The following is a 17,805-nucleotide window of genomic DNA, read 5'->3' as shown; positions in this document are numbered from 1 at the left end:
TTGAAAACTAAAAAACAGGATTATTCGCATCTTTCAGCAAAGCAGCCTATCGGAATTTTTGATAGTGGAGTGGGAGGTTTAACGGTGGCTAAAGAGATCAAGAGACTTCTTCCCAATGAAGATCTGATTTATTTCGGAGATACCAAACATCTTCCGTATGGTGAAAAATCCAAAGAAGCAATTATAGGATATTCTACGAAAATTACCAATTTTCTGCTTGAGCAAAACTGCAAAGCGATTGTAATTGCGTGCAATACTGCTACAGCAAATGCTTTAAACGATGTGATGGAAGCAGTCGCAGGAAAAGTTCCGGTAATTGATGTGATCAATCCGGTCGCTGAAAAGGTTGCTTACGAGATTCATACGAATGTTGGAGTGATTGCAACGAAAGCGACCGTAAATTCAGGTTTATACAAAAAAAGCATCCGTAAGCATAATAAATTTATCAAAGTTGATGAATTGGCGACTCCGTTGTTGGTTCCTGCCATTGAGGAGGGCTTTAAAAATCATCCGATTACCCATTCAATCATTTACAATTATTTAAGTAATGCTAAATTGAAAAATATCGAAACACTGATTCTAGGTTGTACCCATTATCCGCTTTTGATTGACGAGATTAAGCAATATTACGGAAATCGTGTTCGTGTAATAGACTCGCCAAATATTGTGGCAAATCACCTCAATATTATTTTGGATAAATACAACTTATTAAATCATAATAATCCGAAACCACAGTATCAGTTTTATCTTTCGGACATCACCAAAAACTTTGAGAAAATTTCAAAAAAATTCTTTGGAAAGACAATAGATTTAGAATTGAAAGTTTTATAAAAAAAAGACTCAAAAAATGAGTCTTTATACAATGAGTTTTGAAACTGGTTTCGTCGATTACGCAACTATCTCTGAGACATCAGCTCATAAAAGTATGAACAGGAATTATATTTCTTCCTGATTATCTGTTTCTTCTAAATCCGTTATATCTTCCTGATTTGGTTTAAAAAAACTAAAACTTACATTTCCGTATCTTCTTGTATCAACAAAATTAGGATGATCAAATTTCAACCTGCTTTGATGCTCAATCACCAAAATACCATTTGGTTTCAAGTATTTATTGTTTAAAACCAATGAAATCAATTCGTAATATTTTTTCTCTTCCATTTCGAAAGGCGCATCAGAAAATACGATTTCGTAGGATTTTTTATTTCTGAATTTCTTTAGCCAGTCAAAAACATCACCACGCTGCACACTTACATTTAAACTAAAACCCAGTTCTGAAGCTGTAGAATTTAAAAAAGAAGTATGTTTCGGGTTCATTTCGACCGAAGTAAGATCTTTGCAGCCTCTTGAAGCAAACTCAAAAGTGATGGATCCGATACCCGCAAAAAGATCAAGAACCGAGATCGACTGCATGTCATAAGTGTTCTCAAGAATGCTGAATAATGCTTCTTTTGCAAAATCAGTGGTCGGTCTTACATCAAAATTTTTTGGAGCTGCTATTTTTTTGGCTTTCCACTTGCCGGCAATTATTCTGTACATTTTTTGTTAGGTTTTAGATAGTAGGTAAAAGGTAGCATTAGAAACTAAATTCTAAAAACTGCATCCTGCAACCTAATTAAGGATGAAATTCTTATTTGGAATGTTATCAAAAACGATCTTTATATTTTTTACAAACTTCTGAAGTTCTGAAATAAACGTTTCGTTTTCTGTTGTTTCGCCATAAACAAAAAAGTTGGTGTCATTGATTCCAAAACCAATTTTGCTTAATGTAAACATCACGAAATAAAGGAAGTCAACTTCCGAATTGACATCCAGATTATTGTATAAAATTACTTTCTTGTTATCAATGGCAAAAAACTCGCACTGATTATGATAAAGATTAATATGAATTTCCTTCTTGTTCTTATTATGAATCGAGTTTAAAAACTTTTCTCCCGAGAAATTAAATCTCACAGGAATTGAAAGGTCTTTAATTTTGCGATAAAAATCTTTCGGAAAAGTATAATAAAACTGTACATTAAATTTTTTATTGACCGAAAGCATCAGTTCTTCATTCTCCTTATCAACAGGCGCATTGAAAGAAATGAGATCATATCCCGAATCATGTTCCGCAAAACCTTCAGGCATTAGCGTAAAATGATTTAAAGCTGAAATTACTGAAACTTCATCAAACCTTTGTTTCAGTAAAACTTCTTCAAGTTTTTGAGCAATAAAATTCTTCGGAGATTCTTCATCAACCAGGTAAGATTTCTCTTCCAAAACATTTTTGTTCTTGGAAATCTGATAGATCAGTCCGTCTTTCGTGAAAAGTAAATTAAGTACGTTCATATGACAATTGCTGCAAATTTAGTGAAATTCTACCATTACCGCACCCGATTGATGATGAAGTATTTCCTTGTTGTAAAAATCCAGACCTGTTTGACTTTCAAGCACGTCCCAGACTAATTTCTGAAGTACACCATCGCCGATTCCGTGAACGATTTCCAGTCTTTTTAAATGATTTCTTCGGCAAAAATTAATGGTCTGAATCAGCTTTTCCTTCTGCATAAACAATCTCTCGAAACTGTCGTAATCATTCGGATTTTTAACTAAATTATGAAAATGCAGATCAAGAACCAAAGGATTTTTATCATGTCTTTTAGACGCTACTTTTCTGGGTTCAGCCTTTTGTACTACTTTCATATTTTCATAGATAGAAGCATTTTTGGGAACCAGTTTTTCTTTTGGATATTGATAAGTAAAACCATATTCGTCTTTGAAAACTACGATATTTCCATTTACAGAAGTGATTACTCCGCTCAAATCTTCATCTACCACCGAAACTTTATCATTAATTTTCATATATTTTTCTTTTTGTTATTGCGAGAAACAAAGTTATTTTGAAATACTAAGATGATTTTAAGGAGTTTCGTTTCATTAAGGAAAATCAAATAGGTTTTTTTTAAAAAAACTTTTCTTAAAGCGAAGCCCCGCTTAACTATTCTCAACTTCTTAATAAACCTTAATGGTTTAAATTTTAATTTTTAAACTTCTCAATCATTAAATTAAACTTTTAAAAACAATAAACAAAAAGTCTCAGACTTTCGTTCCCAATTCAATCACCTCCAAATCTTTTATTTCCGCACCATCAATTACAAAACGCATCATCGTTCTCATTTTGTGCCATCCTTGTTTTCCGCAAGCTCCCGGATTTAAATGCAAAAGATTATTTTTCGGATCAAACATTGCCTTCAAAATATGAGAATGCCCAGAAATAAACAACTTCGGAGCTTTTTCAGAAATTTCTTTCTGAGCTAAAGGAGTATATTTCCCGGGATAACCACCGATGTGAATCATTAAAACTTCTACATTTTCACAAAAAAAGCGTGTCACTTCCGGAAATTCAGAACGGATTTTTGCGCCATCAATATTTCCGTAAACACCTTTTAATGGTTTGATTTTTTCAAGCTGTTCAATGATTTCAAAACTTCCAAAATCTCCGCAATGCCAAATTTCATCAGCTTGCTTCGCATAATCTAAAATTCGTTCATCAATGTAGGAGTGTGAATCAGAGAGGAGAAGGATTTTTGTCATTGTTAAATGAAAATTTCTTTTGAAGTGCAAATTTACTCAATAATACCGAATTGATTAACTTTGGAAAAATTAAAAAAATGAAGCAAAAGCTATCTCTATTGTTTGTTCTTGTCTCTTTTATAACATTCGCTCAGATCGAAGAAAAGAAATTAGATGAATTAATTCAAAATACTTTAAAAACTTTCGATGTTCCGGGAATGTCTGTCGGAGTGATCAAGGACGGTAAAATCATTTATTCAAAAGGTTTTGGAGTCCGTTCTTTGACGACAAAACAATCGATGGATGATACCACTTTGGTTGGTATTGCTTCAAACTCCAAAGCATTTACCTGTACAGCTTTGGCGATTTTGGCAGATGAAGGAAAACTGAACTGGGATGATAAAGTTTCAAAATATATTCCTGAATTTCAGATGTATGATCCTTATGTTTCTCAAAATGTTACGATTAAAGATCTAATTACACATAGGGCCGGATTAGGTTTGGGACAAGGTGACTTGATGTTTTTTCCGGAAGGCGGAAATCTGACTGTCAATGATATTATTCACAATGTGAGATATTTAAAACCTGAAAACCCGTTCAGAACGACTTTAGATTATAATAATATCATGTTTATCGTTGCCGGAGAAGTGATTCACAGAGTTTCGGGATTATCTTGGGCAGATTTTATCGAACAAAGAATTATGAAACCTGTCGGAATGAATTCAAGTTTCGGAAGTTACAACAGGGCAAAAGCTATAACAAATAAAATTGATGCTCATGCTCCGGTTGACGGAAAAGCAATCGCCGTTCCTCATGACTGGAACGAAACCGGAAATGCTGCTGGTGGAATTATGAGTAACATCAAAGACATGACGACTTGGGCAGAATTTCTTTTAAACGGATTTACAACGAAAGATGGAAAGAAATTAGTTTCAGACAAACAGATTCAGCAGCTTTGGAATTTGCAGATTGCAAGTCCGGTTGCAATGAAAAATCCTTATGATACAGGTTTTTACGGTTATGGTTTGGGTTGGTTTTTAAGTGACGTTAAAGGTCATAAGCAAGTTCAGCATACAGGTGGATTAATCGGAACGGTAACTCAGTTTACTTTGATTCCTGATATGAAATTAGGAATTGTAGTTTTGACCAATCAACAATCCGGAGCGGCTTTCAATACGATTACAAACACTTTGAAAGATTCTTATTTAGGAATTTCCGATAGAAATTGGTTGAAGACTTACGGTGACAGAATGAAGAAAATGGAAGAGGGTTATGAGAAACAAAAGAAAGATGCCTTTGCGAAATCTGAAGCCTTTAAAAAAGAAAAAAATCTTCAGCCAAGACCCGAACAATTTGTTGGAAAATACAATGATATCTGGTTTGGTGATGTAGAAATTATTCAACAAGGAAATACATTTAGAATTTCTTGCCAGAACTCGCCAAGATTAAAAGGCGAATTGCTGCCATATTCGAATAATTCTTTTATTATTAAATGGGACGACAGAAGCTATGATGCCGATGCCTACATTATTTTCACCTATAATGAAAACGGGAAAGCTCAATCTGCAAAAATGGAAGCGATTTCTGATGTTACCGATTTTAGCTTTGATTTTGATGATCTGGATTTGAAGAGAAAATAAAAAAAGAACCATTAAGATTTATAAACTTAGATATATTGATCAACCTTATAAATCTTAATGGCTCACTTATCAATAGAAACGGACTTTAGTCCGTTTTTTTAATTTTAATTTTTTAAAATGGCTTTAGCCAAAACTTAGTAAGATAATTATTAATCAGCAAGAAACATTGTTATAAAGCAGACTAATTGTACACAAAAACTCAAAATATTTATTGAAGCAGATTTAAATTTATTTTTAATTAAAATATAAATATTAAAGAAGAAAAAGAAAACGATTCCAAGGATGATCGGAATTGTCAAAATTTCCGCAAAAATATTTATTAAATTGATCTTTTCCATTTTTGAAGAATAATACACTAAAAATAAAATGTATCCCAAACAAAAAATGCTTGCTGTCAAAACGAAAATATTCAATCGGGTTTTCATTAAAATAGAATTTTAAAACTGAATTTTATTCGGCTCGTAAAAAAATAAAAGCTTCTTATCAGCACCATCAAACTGAGACCACGAATCACAATTGATCTCAAAACCTGCAACTCCACAAGTCGGAAAATGAAAAATATCTTCTGAAATAGAATTGGCAAAATTGGAAATTCCATTGTTGTGTGAGAAAAATGCGACCGAATTGACATCGTCATTCAAATCATAAATCACCGACTGGAAATTATTTTCAGAAGGATTATACAATTTTTCGTTGGTAATATAATTAAGTCTGTACGTTTGATTGAAAATTTTACACGTATTCAGCGCTCTCACAGCGGGGCTGGAAACCAAGTAATCGATTGCCACACTACTGTTCTTTAAAAATTTAGACATCTTTAAAGCGTCTTGTAACCCTTTGTCTGCCAATGGTCTGTCAAAGTCTTCGGTTTCTTCCGGCCAGTCGCTTTTGGCGTGTCTTACCAGGATGAGTTTCTTCATAGTTCGGAGTTTGGAACATTAAAATTATAAAAAAAATTGTGGAAAGTCACATCATTTTATAAAAAAAACTGCGTTATGGATAAAATCATTAAAATTTCTTAAATTTGCAGACTTATGGGACAAATCCTTGCGATAGACTACGGAAAGGCTCGTTGTGGCATTGCGGTGACCGATGATATGAGGATTATTGCCAGTGCACTGCAGACTGTAGAAACTAAGTTTTTGATGGAATTTTTGAAGAAATATTTCAATGTAAACAAAGTAGAAGACATTGTCGTAGGTCTTCCGACAGATTTAAAGGGAAATCTTTCTGAAGTGGAAACGGATATTCTGAAATTTATAGAAAGTTTCAAAATTGAGTTTCCGGATATTCAGGTTCATCGTTTGGATGAGAGATTTACATCAAAAATGGCTTCGTTTTTTATTTCCCAAAGCGGAAAAAGTAAAAAACAGAGACAGGAGAAAGGATTAATAGATAAAGTAAGCGCAACCATCATATTGCAGAATTTTTTAGAACAAAGAACAAGATGATTTTACCAATTAGAGCCTTTGGAGATCCTGTTTTGAGAAAAGTAGGAAAAGATATAGATCAAGATTATCCTGGTTTGCAGGAACTCATCGACAATATGTTTGATACGATGAATAGTGCCAATGGTATTGGTCTTGCAGCACCACAGATTGGTTTAGACATCCGTCTGTTTATCGTAGATGTTTCGCCTTTGGCAGAAGATGAGGATTATGAAGATATTGCTGAAGAGTTGAAAGACTTCAAAAAAGTATTTATCAATGCTCAAATTCTTGAAGAGTCGGGTGAAGAATGGAAATTTAATGAAGGATGTCTTTCAATTCCTGATGTAAGGGAAGATGTGAAGAGAAAAAGTACGATCGTCATAGAATATTATGACGAAAATTTTGTTAAGCATACAGAAACTTTTTCCGATATTAGAGCCCGCGTAATTCAGCATGAATATGACCATATTGAAGGGACGTTATTTACGGATCATTTGAGTTCTCTAAAGAAAAAACTGGTAAAAGGTAAATTGGTGAAAATTTCTCAGGGTGATGTAGCAATCAACTACAAAATGAGATTTCCTAAATAATAAAATAGAAAATAAGTAAATAAATAATAAACTGTAGTTTGTCTTGAGCAAATTGCTAAAATTTTAAAAAAAATAAGATTATGCTGTTAGAAAAAATAATTTCGATTTCTGGTAAACCAGGTCTTTACAAATTAGTTTCGCAATTGAAAAACGGATTTATTATTGAAGACGTTACAACAAAAAAGAAAGTAAGCATCGGTAACTCAAGCCAGGTGAGTTTGTTGGATAATATTGCAATGTTCACATTCGATAAAGAAGTTCCTTTGTTCGAAGTTTTTGAAAATATTGCTAAAAACTATGAGTACAAAGAAACTATTTCTCACAAATCTACTGAAGATGAGTTGAAAGAGTTTATGGGAGCATCTCTTCCAAATTATGATACAGAAAGAGTATATTTTTCTGATATCAAAAAATTGGCTCAATGGTACAATATCCTTCACAAAGCAGGATATATTACTCCGGAAAGCTTCGTAAAAGCTGAGGCTGAAACTACGGAAGGAGAAAGTGCTGAAGGTGATATCACTGCAGACAAAGCAGCTCCGAAAAAAGCAGCTCCAAAAGCTGACAAACCTGCAACTCCCAAAGTAAAAGCAAGCTCAGGAGCAAAAGCAGCTACAAAAAGTACACACAGAAAAATGGGATAATTCAATTTATCTGAATTTATACAAAACCTTATCAGTGATGATGAGGTTTTTTTGTATCAATCTACAAAATTTGTTTGGGGAAATTTCTTCTTACCCCAACCCTAAAGGGAGGAAGAAATTTATATTCCAAAGGTATTACCTAAAAATCGATTTACTCCCTTTAGGGTCGGGGAAATAAATTGATTTTTATTTTGAACAGACATTAAAGAAACATTATTATAATTAAATTTGTACCACTTTTTTAATTCTCAACTATGAACACCAGACAGGAAAAAATCGAAGCTTTTGGAAGACTTTTGGATATTATGGATGACCTTCGTGAAAAATGTCCGTGGGATCAGAAACAGACGCTTCAGACGCTTCGTCATTTAACGTTGGAAGAAACATATGAACTTTCAGATGCATTGTTGCAGGAAGATTTAACTGAAATTAAAAAAGAATTGGGTGATGTACTTCTTCATTTAGTTTTCTATGCTAAGATAGGTTCAGAGAAAGAGAGTTTTGATATCGCAGATGTCATCAATTCATTAAACGAAAAACTGATTTTCCGTCATCCTCATATTTATGGTGATGTTGAAGTGAAAGATGAAGAAGAGGTAAAACAGAATTGGGAAAAACTAAAACTTAAAGAAGGTAATAAATCTATTTTGGGCGGAGTTCCAAAAGGATTGCCGAGTATGGTAAAAGCGTACAGAATTCAGGATAAGGTAAAAGGAATTGGCTTTGAATTTCATGATGCGGAAGATGCCTGGAAAAAAGTAGATGAAGAGATTCAGGAGTTTCATGAGGAGACTGATTCAGATAAAAAAGAACAGGAATTGGGAGATGTATTTTTCTCATTGATCAATTACGCAAGAATTTCAGGTTTAAATCCGGATTCGGCTTTGGAAAGAACCAATCTGAAATTCATCTCAAGATTCCAGAAAATGGAACAGCTTGCAGCTGAGGCTGATTTAAAATTAGCTGATATGAATTTGGAAGAAATGGACGAACTTTGGGAGCAAGCAAAACTTTTAAATAAAAACTAATGAAAATGTATATTCTTTACGCGATTTGTTCGCTCGTGTTTATCGGATGTAATCCAAAAACTGAAAAAGTTCAGGCTACAGAAGATACTTTAAAAAAAGAATTTTCTCTACCAAAAAAGCTGAAAGAAGTTTCAGGAATGGCTCTTTCGCAGGATCAGAAAATGATTTGGGCCATTGAAGATGCAGGAAATAAAAATGTAGTGTACGGACTGAACCGTCAAGGCGAATTGACTACTGACGTTTTGGTGGAAAACGCTGAAAATAACGATTGGGAGGACATTACTAAAGATGCAGCCGGAAATATCTACATTGGAGATTTTGGAAATAATGAAAACGACAGACAGAATCTTTCTATCTTAAAATTAGATTTGAAAACCGATTCTCAAAAGTCAACAAAGGTTATTCAGACAACGAAATTTCATTATGAAGGGCAGACTGAATTTCCTCCAAAAAAATCAAATTTATTGTACGATTGTGAGGCTTTTGTAGAGAAAGACGGAAGTTTTTACCTCTTCACCAAAAACAGAAGCAAAGGTTTTGACGGAACTTTTCTGATTTTCCAGATTCCCAATAAGGAAGGTGATTTTGAAGCGAAATTGGTTGGTAAACTTAAACTGGAAGGAAGTTACAGCGATGCTGCTATTACTTCAGCAACTATCAATTCTAAAAATGAAATTGTTTTGTTGAATCATAAAAATATCAATGTACTTTCAGGATTTACAGCAACTGATTTTAGTTCAGCTAAAATTCAGAAAATATCATTAAATCACAATTCACAAAAAGAGGCAGTCGTTTTTGTGGATGATAAAACGTTATTGATTGCCGATGAAAAGGATAAGAAAACGGGTGGGAATGTGTACCAGTTTTCTTTAAAATAAATATTGAGAAACCTTCACGGTTTCTCAATGAATGCTTTTATAGTAATAGGAAATGAGAGATTTGTTTTCTTCGAAATTATTTGTTTTTTGAAGAATATTCAAAATTTCTAAAACAAGTTTTCTTTGATTATCGGTTTTATCTTGAGCAATAAATCCGTTTTTTAAATTTTTGTTTGAATAAAGAGTGCTGAAATTGTACGACATGCCGTCTATATTAGGCGATTCAAGTCGTTTATAATCTCTATCAGATAATATATTAAGTATATTCTCTAAGTATTTTACTTCTTCATTAGAAAGATTAGCATAATATGGTTTTACAGGTTTTCTTCTATCAATAAATTCTTCATTATCATTTCGTTTCATTGATGGAGGTGGAGGAGGTTCAGGAAAATATGAATATATGCTTCTGAAGATTAAATATTTTTTTTCAAAGCTAATAATTACTTCTGTATTTTCATTCAGTGAAGGTTGAAACTGGAACACTAATAATTCAGGGCTCATTACTACTTTCATGTCTACATCATTTCCAATACTATGCGATTGATCACGCAGTTTTAAATCATGCATAATAAATGCGGCAACAATGATGGTTAAAAATATAAGTCGAAGGTAGATTTTTTTCATCAGTACAAACAATTTAATAATAACGGAGAAATTATTTTTTTAAAAGCTCAATCCCACACCACCGGAAATCCTTCCTCCATCTTCACCAATAAAATAATCGACTCTCGCAGAAAAAGTTTCCAGAATATTCATCCAGAAACCTGCACCGACTCCTTGATGCCATTTGTCGGATTGCTCACCATCTTTCCAGACTCTTCCCAAATCATAACCAATTAAAATACCCAAGTTCGTAGGAACGATATTGTTTTTTACTCTTCCGAAATTCCAACGGATCTCAGAATTGTTGGCAAAGTATGATTTCCCAGCAAATCTTTCATTTCTATAAGCGCGCATTCCGTTGTTTCCGCCGATTGCTGCAGTTTGGTAGAATTCAAAATTGTTATTGTTAATAATCATTGCGTTGCTCGAGTTGGCAAACACAAATTTTCCGCGTTTATCAATTCTGTGGAAGATGTTTAGAGTTCCGTTGAAATTAGCGAAGTTTTGATTGAATTCTGATAGATTGGCTTTCCAGCCTGCATTTAAGATCATTTCCAACCCTAAAGTTGGGAAGGCTTTATTGTCTAAATTTTTAAAACTAAATGTATAGTTCGCTCCCGCAAATTGTTGTCCGTTAAACACTTCAGGATTTACTTCTGGAGAAACAGCTATAAAACGATCATCATTGAACTCCACTTTTGCATGTTCAAAATTCAACTGAAACTGATGCTTCAGATTCAGCCAGCTGGTTTTTGAGATAGAGGGCGCAAATTTAAACTGAGAAATTCGGACTCTGTTATAATCTCTTTCTACTTCATCTTTTTCATACACCGTTTCGTTCCCCAAACCAAAGAAAGTTCTTGCAAAAAACGGAGTAGTGTAAGTCGCATCAATTCCTGCATCCCAACCAGCAATTGCTTTTTTGAAAATTCCTTTGTAACCAACATTAAACCCTCCAGTTGCTGTGTAAAAATTAGCGCTTAAACTATGTTTTTGGGTGAAAGGATCACGGATGAAATTGTTAACTGTATAGTTTGCAACAATCCCCAGAATAACTCCGTCATCAGGATTGAAGTTTGCCATTGGATAACCTGCGAAGAAATTGTATTTCGGATGTTTCCAATTGTAGGTGTTGACATGATAATCGTTACTGATGTGTTTGGTTGCAGATTTTGCGTTGTAGGTATTTTTCTGTGATTTAAAATCGTAAATTTTCACTTTACTTCCATTTTCTACATTGTAGGTATCATGATTATAACCACCAATTAATCGGATGTTGATTTTAGATCTTCCTTCTCCTGAAACTTCGTAAATATCATCTTCTTCCAAACCGTAGATCCAAAGTTCTTTGGTTTTGGTATCGTCATATTTGTTTTCAAAAACCAGTTCTTCTCCTTTGTTTTCGTCTAATTGATATTGTTTAACTTCGACAGAATTTCCGGTTTTAATAATGACAAACTTATCTTTGTTCACGGTTCCTGTTAAAGGAATTTTTTCCTGCAAAACATCAAAATATTTTGTTGCATAATCTTCCAATTTGCCTTTTCTCAGTTTCAGTTTTCTCTGAATGTCTTTAATTGTTTCGTCCTGAACTTCCTTTGGTAAATTATCAAAAGCGCGGTCGATATCGTTGTCTGATAAATGTTCCTGAATATATTTTGCCTGAGCTGTCCAATCTTCCTGATTGGCGTTTTTTAAGAAGATTAAATCCATAGGATAAGGCTCCATATTCATCCAACGCACGCTTTTAATATCGTCTTTAAATGTCTTCATATGACGGATTGCAGGAATATTCATCAACACTTTAAAAGCTGCACCATCGTAATTGCTGAAAGCCTGATCTCTGTCACGAGGGATGGGTTTGTAAATCACTTTGTCACCAACTTTATATTCTGCCCATTTCCACTGATCTTCGTGTCTATCCCAATCGCCGATTAGCATATCAAAAATTCTTGCTCTGATGTAAAGATCCTGATCAACAGAATATTTTCCGTCTTTTCTCATGTTTTTCAGAACATCTGCAGTCGAAAGAATGTCTGAAGCATTATCCAATGACTGTAAAGTTTTCGGATCAGATGAAAAACGTTCTTCGATCATATACAGTTCATCGCCATAATTTTGATTATACTGTCCTAAAGATTTTTGTTTGGGGATATAATACAATTCAGGATTGCTATGGAAAATTCCCAATTTGTCAATCATATTGTTGACGGCAAATCCTGTAAACGGATGATTGGTTGTGTAAAAATCCAGTAAGAATCTTTCAGGGAAAGTATTGTTAAGTTCGCTTCCGAAACTGTTTTTCTTAAAAGCCTGCGCATTCAGAAAACGGACTGCACTTTTTTTGATTCCGCGCATTACAAATTCCTGTCCGTCGTTGGTTTTCAAGCGGAGACTGTTCGACTGATTTCCACCACCTTCTCTTACAGGAGAATATCCGGGATTCATGTCTGAAAGATTTTTAGTTTGGGCTTCAATAGGAAGAGCGTAATATTTTCTGTAATGATTTCCCCAAAGCCAACTATAGAATTTTCCTGCTTTTGCCTGTCTTTCAGAGTAAATTGTTGATGTTACGGTTGCAGGTAAAATATCAGGATAGTTATTTTGAAATACTTCAGGTTTTTTAAGGACTGCAATTTGAGTCAGCTTTTCAAGTTTATTGTTTTTAGTCGAAAAATATTCAACATCAGAACTTAGATCTTTTCTGAGGTTTAAAACAGCGAAACCGCTTCCGCCTGAAGAGAAATCCGTTTTTTCAACAATCGTTGCCGGATCCGTTTTAGAGCCTGCGCCGCTGATGATTTGCTTAATATTTTTGTTTTCATGATATTGAAGATTGTGATCATGACCGGAGACCAAAATCACATTTTCTTTATCTTGAATAATGCTTTTGATTCTGTTGGCAAATTCGGCATAATGAGTATTCGTAATATCTTCCATACTCGCTCCGGAAGAACTTCTCAAAACATTAATCAAACTCGCAACTCCCGGAACGGGAAGTTTTCCCTGAAAAGAGGAAAGGTGAGATTTAGCAGAATTAAAACCCGCATGAACACCCGAGCTGATCACGGGATGATGCACCGCCACAATGATTCTCTTATCCTGATTTTTTGTAATTAAATCTTTAAACTCGGCATAAAAATCTGCTGTTGTTTTGATGTCGCAGCCTTTATTGATTCCGGGATATTTGTCCCAGTTGATCAAGGCCCATTCAGAATCAAGAACAATCAGTTTGATGTCTTTGGTTAAATTGATATCGTCAATCGGACAAGAATTTTTAGGCAAAAAAGCTTTTTTATCATTCAGATAAGATTTTACAAATTCTTCCTGTGCTTTTAAGCCTTCTACGCCGTGATACCAATCGTGATTTCCGGGAATGACTAAAGTTTTTCCTTTAAAATTTTTAGTGATCGCTAATTGGTTTTCCAGTTTTTGTTTGGCTAAAGGATACCCTTTGTCAGTTTCTTTTGGCATTCCCAGTGGATAAATATTGTCTCCTAAAAACAGAAGCATTGAGTTTTTATCAGCGGAATCCAATTTGTTTTTAATGAAATTTAAAGTATGCTGCGCTTGCGGTTCATCGGCGTTTCCGGCATCACCAACGAGGAAAATTTTAAAATCATTTTCAGTTTTTATATCAGAATTTCGTATTTCATGCAAGTTTTTTCCTTTTTGTACGTTATAGGTTGCACACGAAAATAGAAATCCGGAGAGAAGAATCATTCTCGCAATTGCTGAGAACATTTTTCGGTCAAATTTAAAGGATAAATTCATACATTTACATTAAGAAAAATTCAGAAATGAGCGTTTTAAACAAAGCCAAAGATTATGTTGAAAACTTATTCAAAGATAAGTTATCTTCCGTATATTTTTATCATAATTTTATTCATACCACATACGCTGTCAACAAAGCTGAAGAGATCATCAGCCACTCTGAAGTTTCTGAGGCAGATAGAGAAAAAATCTTGCTTGCACTTTGGTTTCATGACGTTGGTTTTACCGATTGTAATGCAGAAGGGCATGAGAAAAAAGGAGTGGAAATCGTTACCGAATTTTTGCTTCGTGAGAATGCATCCAGAGAATATATTGATGAAGTTTCAAAACTGATTCTTTCGACCGAAAAATATCATCAGCCACAAAATTTTCTTGAGCAAATCATGAAAGATGCAGATTTTAGTCATTTTGCAAGTCCGTTTTACAATGATTCTGCGGAAGCTCTGCGTAAAGAATGGGAATTGACCGGCGGAATGTGCTTTTCTAATGATGAATGGAACGTGATGAATGTAGATTTTCTGAAAAACAAACATAGATATTTTACAGATTACGCCAAAGAAAACTGGGAGCCACTCAAACTGAAAAATGTAAAAAAATTGGAAAAGAAGATTGATAAAGAAGATAAACCAAAAAAGGAAAATTCAGATTCAAAAAAAGATAAAGACCCAAAGTCTGACAGAAGTGTAGACACGCTTTTCAGAGTGACTTTGAATAATCATACAAGATTGAGTGATATTGCAGACAGCAAGGCAAATATTTTGCTTTCGGTAAATGCGATTATCATTTCGGTTTGTTTGTCTGTTTTGGTTCCGAAACTAGATACTCCGAAAAATGCACATTTGATTATCCCAACTTTTTTTCTGTTGATTTCGAGTGTTATGACGATCATTTTTGCCATTCTTTCTACAAAACCGAATGTTACAAAGACTACTTTTACCAATCAGGATATTGAAGACCGAAAAGTGAATCTTTTATTCTTCGGAAATTTTCATCAGATGAAATTTGATCATTACCTGAGCTCGATGCATGATCTCATCAAAGACAGAGATTATATTTATGATTCTATGGTGAAAGATTTATATTTTCTCGGGAAAGTTTTAGATAGAAAATATAAATTACTTTCTATTACCTACACCATTTTTATGGCAGGAATTATCTCTTCGGTACTTGCTTTTGCGTATGCTTTTCTTAGTCTGTAATTAAATGAGAATTTAAATTGGGTATATTTAAAGCGGAAATTTATTAGATTGAAAAGAAATAAGCGAAAATTTAAATCAAACAAAAGAAACTCTGATCGCCAGCAATCCTGTAATTCCCTGAAGATCTTCAACCCTTAAAAACTCAACATCTGCTTTCAGAACATTTAGTTTTTGAAGTCTGTTGATGTATTGCAGATATTCCCGTTGATTTTCCATCCCGAAATAGACAATCGTTATTTTCCCGGGGCAGGTAATTCTTTCTGTTGAATCTTTAACGTGGGCTTTTTCTAATCTTTTCTTAATGATTTCAAAATTAGAATTAAATGCTCCGTCAACATCAAAACGCTTCTCATCCATTCGGAAACGAATGTCTATTTTTTCATTATAAACAAAAATCAACGATGCAATATCCAGCGAAATAGGAAGGTCTTCTTTGAATAAATGAAATTCATGTTCCATCGTACAAATGGTTTCCAGCTGCCAGTATCTCAATTCGTGAACGACTTTTGCAGAATAGGCTAGTTCCGGTGCGATGTTGGGGCCAATGTAAAGATTATGTTCAACGCCATCAGATTTAAACCTCTCAAAATAATGTGGGAAAATTTCCTGAGCAATAACCTGTTTTTGATCCAAAATATCTGCTAACTTACGGTTCAGCAGCGTAATGGAATCATCTAAATTTTTTCGGTTGGCATAAAAAAGATCATTCTGTACAAAAACCTGACTGAAATAATTTTTGATTTTATCTTTAATATTTTCATCGCTTTTTATCTCAAGCTGACCTTGTAAATATGGGTGAATTTCTTCCCGTAAAAGCCTTTGAAAACGCTGTTCAGTATCGGCTTTAATTTCGTTATTCAGTTCATTTTCAAAAACATCGAGTGCCAATAAATATTTTTCGGCATTTGACGAGTTGAGCAAAGTAATTACTTCGTGAAGTCCTTCTATTTGCTGATTCAGATCTTCAAGCATCAGATTAAAACGTTTGTCTGATGAAGAGCGGATGTCTGAAAAACTGAATAAAGGGGTAAGATTTTTAAACGAAATCTCCTTTAAAGTATATATTTTTTTAGATAAAAAAGCATTAAAATATCGTTCAGCTTCATTTCTGAATTTCCAGATGACGCTGTCGTGAATCGTGGTGTATTCCCGCTGAATGATGGCTTCAATCTGATTATTTCTTTCATAAGAAAATCTGCTCAGAGAGAAAATAATCATGTCTGCTACGAACTCGAGTTTTTTCAGTTTTAAACCATTTAAGCTGTTAGCGGTAGGTGATGTAAACTCCATGATAGCCAGCAGTTCGCCATCTTTCATAATCGGAATAACCATGAAGCTGTTGATCTGATGATCTTTCAAAATATTAAATGAAGGCAGTTTTTTGATTTCTTCATCTATTTTATCAACATCAGAAATAACGACGGGCTTTGAGTTGTATGTGATGTTTTCAAAAGCAGTTTTACGAACCTCTTCATCAAATGTGTTTAACCAAAAATCTAAGAGATAATTGGTAAAAACGCTGTCATAGATTGGAAGTTTTTCAAGCCTTTTATTTTTATTGTTAAAAAGCATCAGCCCAAAATTGAGTTCGGCAACATCAAAATAGGATTTGAAAATTTCTTTCAGATTTTCATCCGGTGAAGGGTTTTCAAGATCAACTTTGATAAGCGTAGATTTTAGATCCGATAAAGCAACTTCTGTAGTACAATCGACGAGTGAAATAATGCTAAATCCGTTTAAAATCCAAGATTCTGACGGGAAATGTTTTTTCCAAAGCTGAATATCATCTAAGTTTTCGAGCAGCATATCGATAACATCATCAGCCGGGATTTTTGTTCCTTCTGCCGGATAAACATAGCTGAAATCTGAGTTAACTGTAATTTTATAATGCTTAATAATCCCATTTTTGTCGGGAATATCATAATAAAAAGGAATGGTGACTCTGATGTCTCTTTTCAGATAAGTCTGCAAAATGAGGCAGCAACAGAAAACATAATATTCGTCATCGCTGATGTCTCTGAATTCGATTTCAAAATCTTTTCCTGCATCATTCAGAATATTCTGAAATCTTTCGGTATAATTGAAGGTAAGATTCGTTAAAGGAATTCCGGCGGCTTTAATTTCATTTTTCGTCAAACCGGTCGGGAAGAGATCAGCTAATAAAAGTCTTATTAGGTCTTTATGTTTTTCAAACACCGCAAGATCCTGAAAACCATCCCGCAATTCCTGGAAATTCTTGGTTTTTTCAATCAAAGATTCTGCATAATTGGCACGATACTCCAATCGGTCGTTGTATCGGATATGCTCAAGCACATCCAAATATTTTTTGAACGATATAAAAACCTGAAACGGACTTTCTTTCTTGTAAAGATTTGCCAAAATGTGAAAAAATGTGAGGGTAAAGGTATGAAAAAAGGTTTTTTAAAAGGCGAATGTAGTGGGAGAATTATAGTGAAATATTTGTCAAAAT

Annotated in this window: 16 protein-coding genes; 8 read left to right on the top strand and 8 right to left on the bottom strand. The window is 34.0% G+C overall.

The genetic code is table 11. The features are described 5' to 3' along the window. Positions 1-831 carry a glutamate racemase gene (gene murI / locus NZ698_RS18795; RefSeq protein WP_263004781.1) on the top strand — a complete coding sequence of 277 codons (831 nt, stop codon included), beginning with the start codon at positions 1-3 and terminating at the stop codon, positions 829-831. A 105-nt stretch (positions 832-936) separates the two neighbouring features. On the opposite strand, the gene NZ698_RS18790 is transcribed toward murI, so the two are convergent. The 4 genes from NZ698_RS18790 to NZ698_RS18775 form a co-directional block, all read right to left on the bottom strand. Beyond that, positions 937-1,536, bottom strand: a complete 600-nt coding sequence (locus tag NZ698_RS18790) for an RsmD family RNA methyltransferase (protein ID WP_263004780.1) — start codon at positions 1,534-1,536, stop codon at positions 937-939. A 72-nt stretch (positions 1,537-1,608) separates the two neighbouring features. Beyond that, positions 1,609-2,325 (bottom strand): DUF3822 family protein, encoded by a 717-nt coding sequence (locus tag NZ698_RS18785; protein ID WP_263004779.1) that lies wholly within the window; start codon positions 2,323-2,325, stop codon positions 1,609-1,611. Between the two features lie 18 nt (positions 2,326-2,343). Beyond that, positions 2,344-2,838: a DUF8465 domain-containing protein gene (locus tag NZ698_RS18780; RefSeq protein WP_263004778.1), complete on the bottom strand. Its 495-nt coding sequence runs from the start codon at positions 2,836-2,838 to the stop codon at positions 2,344-2,346. Positions 2,839-3,072: 234 nt separating this feature from the next. After that, complete coding sequence (locus NZ698_RS18775; protein ID WP_263004777.1) at positions 3,073-3,570, bottom strand: metallophosphoesterase family protein; 498 nt, start codon at positions 3,568-3,570, stop codon at positions 3,073-3,075. A gap of 77 nt (positions 3,571-3,647) precedes the next feature. Between NZ698_RS18775 and NZ698_RS18770 the strand changes: the two genes are divergently transcribed. Further along, entirely contained in the window at positions 3,648-5,189 is a 1,542-nt protein-coding gene (locus NZ698_RS18770) for a serine hydrolase (RefSeq protein WP_263004776.1), read from the top strand. A gap of 437 nt (positions 5,190-5,626) precedes the next feature. On the opposite strand, the gene NZ698_RS18765 is transcribed toward NZ698_RS18770, so the two are convergent. Further along, positions 5,627-6,109: a SixA phosphatase family protein gene (locus NZ698_RS18765; RefSeq protein ID WP_263004775.1), complete on the bottom strand. Its 483-nt coding sequence runs from the start codon at positions 6,107-6,109 to the stop codon at positions 5,627-5,629. A 114-nt stretch (positions 6,110-6,223) separates the two neighbouring features. On the opposite strand from NZ698_RS18765, the gene ruvX reads away from it, so the two are divergent. The 5 genes from ruvX (at position 6,224) to NZ698_RS18740 (ending at position 9,759) form a co-directional block, all read left to right on the top strand. Beyond that, on the top strand, positions 6,224-6,640 hold the full coding sequence (ruvX, locus tag NZ698_RS18760) for a Holliday junction resolvase RuvX (RefSeq protein ID WP_263004774.1): 417 nt from the start codon (positions 6,224-6,226) through the stop codon (positions 6,638-6,640). Next, positions 6,637-7,209: a peptide deformylase gene (def, locus tag NZ698_RS18755; protein ID WP_263004773.1), complete on the top strand. Its 573-nt coding sequence runs from the start codon at positions 6,637-6,639 to the stop codon at positions 7,207-7,209. The genes ruvX and def overlap by 4 nt, the downstream gene beginning before the upstream one ends. Positions 7,210-7,289: 80 nt before the next feature. Continuing rightward, the gene (locus NZ698_RS18750) at positions 7,290-7,853 is read left to right on the top strand and encodes a DUF5606 family protein (protein WP_263004772.1); all 564 of its coding nucleotides are present in this window, start codon (positions 7,290-7,292) and stop codon (positions 7,851-7,853) included. A 254-nt stretch (positions 7,854-8,107) separates the two neighbouring features. Further along, complete coding sequence (gene mazG / locus NZ698_RS18745) at positions 8,108-8,881, top strand: nucleoside triphosphate pyrophosphohydrolase (RefSeq protein WP_263004771.1); 774 nt, start codon at positions 8,108-8,110, stop codon at positions 8,879-8,881. Positions 8,882-8,886: 5 nt separating this feature from the next. Then, positions 8,887-9,759, top strand: a complete 873-nt coding sequence (locus NZ698_RS18740; RefSeq protein ID WP_263004770.1) for a hypothetical protein — start codon at positions 8,887-8,889, stop codon at positions 9,757-9,759. A gap of 24 nt (positions 9,760-9,783) precedes the next feature. Here the strand turns inward: NZ698_RS18740 and NZ698_RS18735 are convergent, their stop codons facing one another. Both NZ698_RS18735 and NZ698_RS18730 read right to left on the bottom strand, forming a co-directional pair. Continuing rightward, positions 9,784-10,383, bottom strand: a complete 600-nt coding sequence (locus tag NZ698_RS18735; protein WP_263004769.1) for a hypothetical protein — start codon at positions 10,381-10,383, stop codon at positions 9,784-9,786. A gap of 39 nt (positions 10,384-10,422) precedes the next feature. After that, positions 10,423-14,136, bottom strand: coding sequence for a metallophosphoesterase (locus tag NZ698_RS18730; RefSeq protein ID WP_263004768.1), 3,714 nt, complete (start codon positions 14,134-14,136; stop codon positions 10,423-10,425). 26 nt (positions 14,137-14,162) lie between these two features. On the opposite strand from NZ698_RS18730, the gene NZ698_RS18725 reads away from it, so the two are divergent. Continuing rightward, the gene (locus NZ698_RS18725; RefSeq protein ID WP_263004767.1) at positions 14,163-15,335 is read left to right on the top strand and encodes a Pycsar system effector family protein; all 1,173 of its coding nucleotides are present in this window, start codon (positions 14,163-14,165) and stop codon (positions 15,333-15,335) included. Between the two features lie 75 nt (positions 15,336-15,410). Here NZ698_RS18725 and NZ698_RS18720 read toward each other — a convergent pair whose 3' ends face one another. Next, the gene (locus NZ698_RS18720; RefSeq protein ID WP_263004766.1) at positions 15,411-17,714 is read right to left on the bottom strand and encodes a GAF domain-containing protein; all 2,304 of its coding nucleotides are present in this window, start codon (positions 17,712-17,714) and stop codon (positions 15,411-15,413) included. Positions 17,715-17,805: the final 91 nt, after the last annotated feature.

The organism is Chryseobacterium edaphi (genome assembly GCF_025628985.1).
In the GTDB taxonomy this organism is placed as follows: domain Bacteria; phylum Bacteroidota; class Bacteroidia; order Flavobacteriales; family Weeksellaceae; genus Chryseobacterium; species Chryseobacterium edaphi.
The sequence above is the reverse complement of the archived record's forward strand: the minus strand, read 5'-3'. Positions and strand labels throughout refer to the sequence as shown.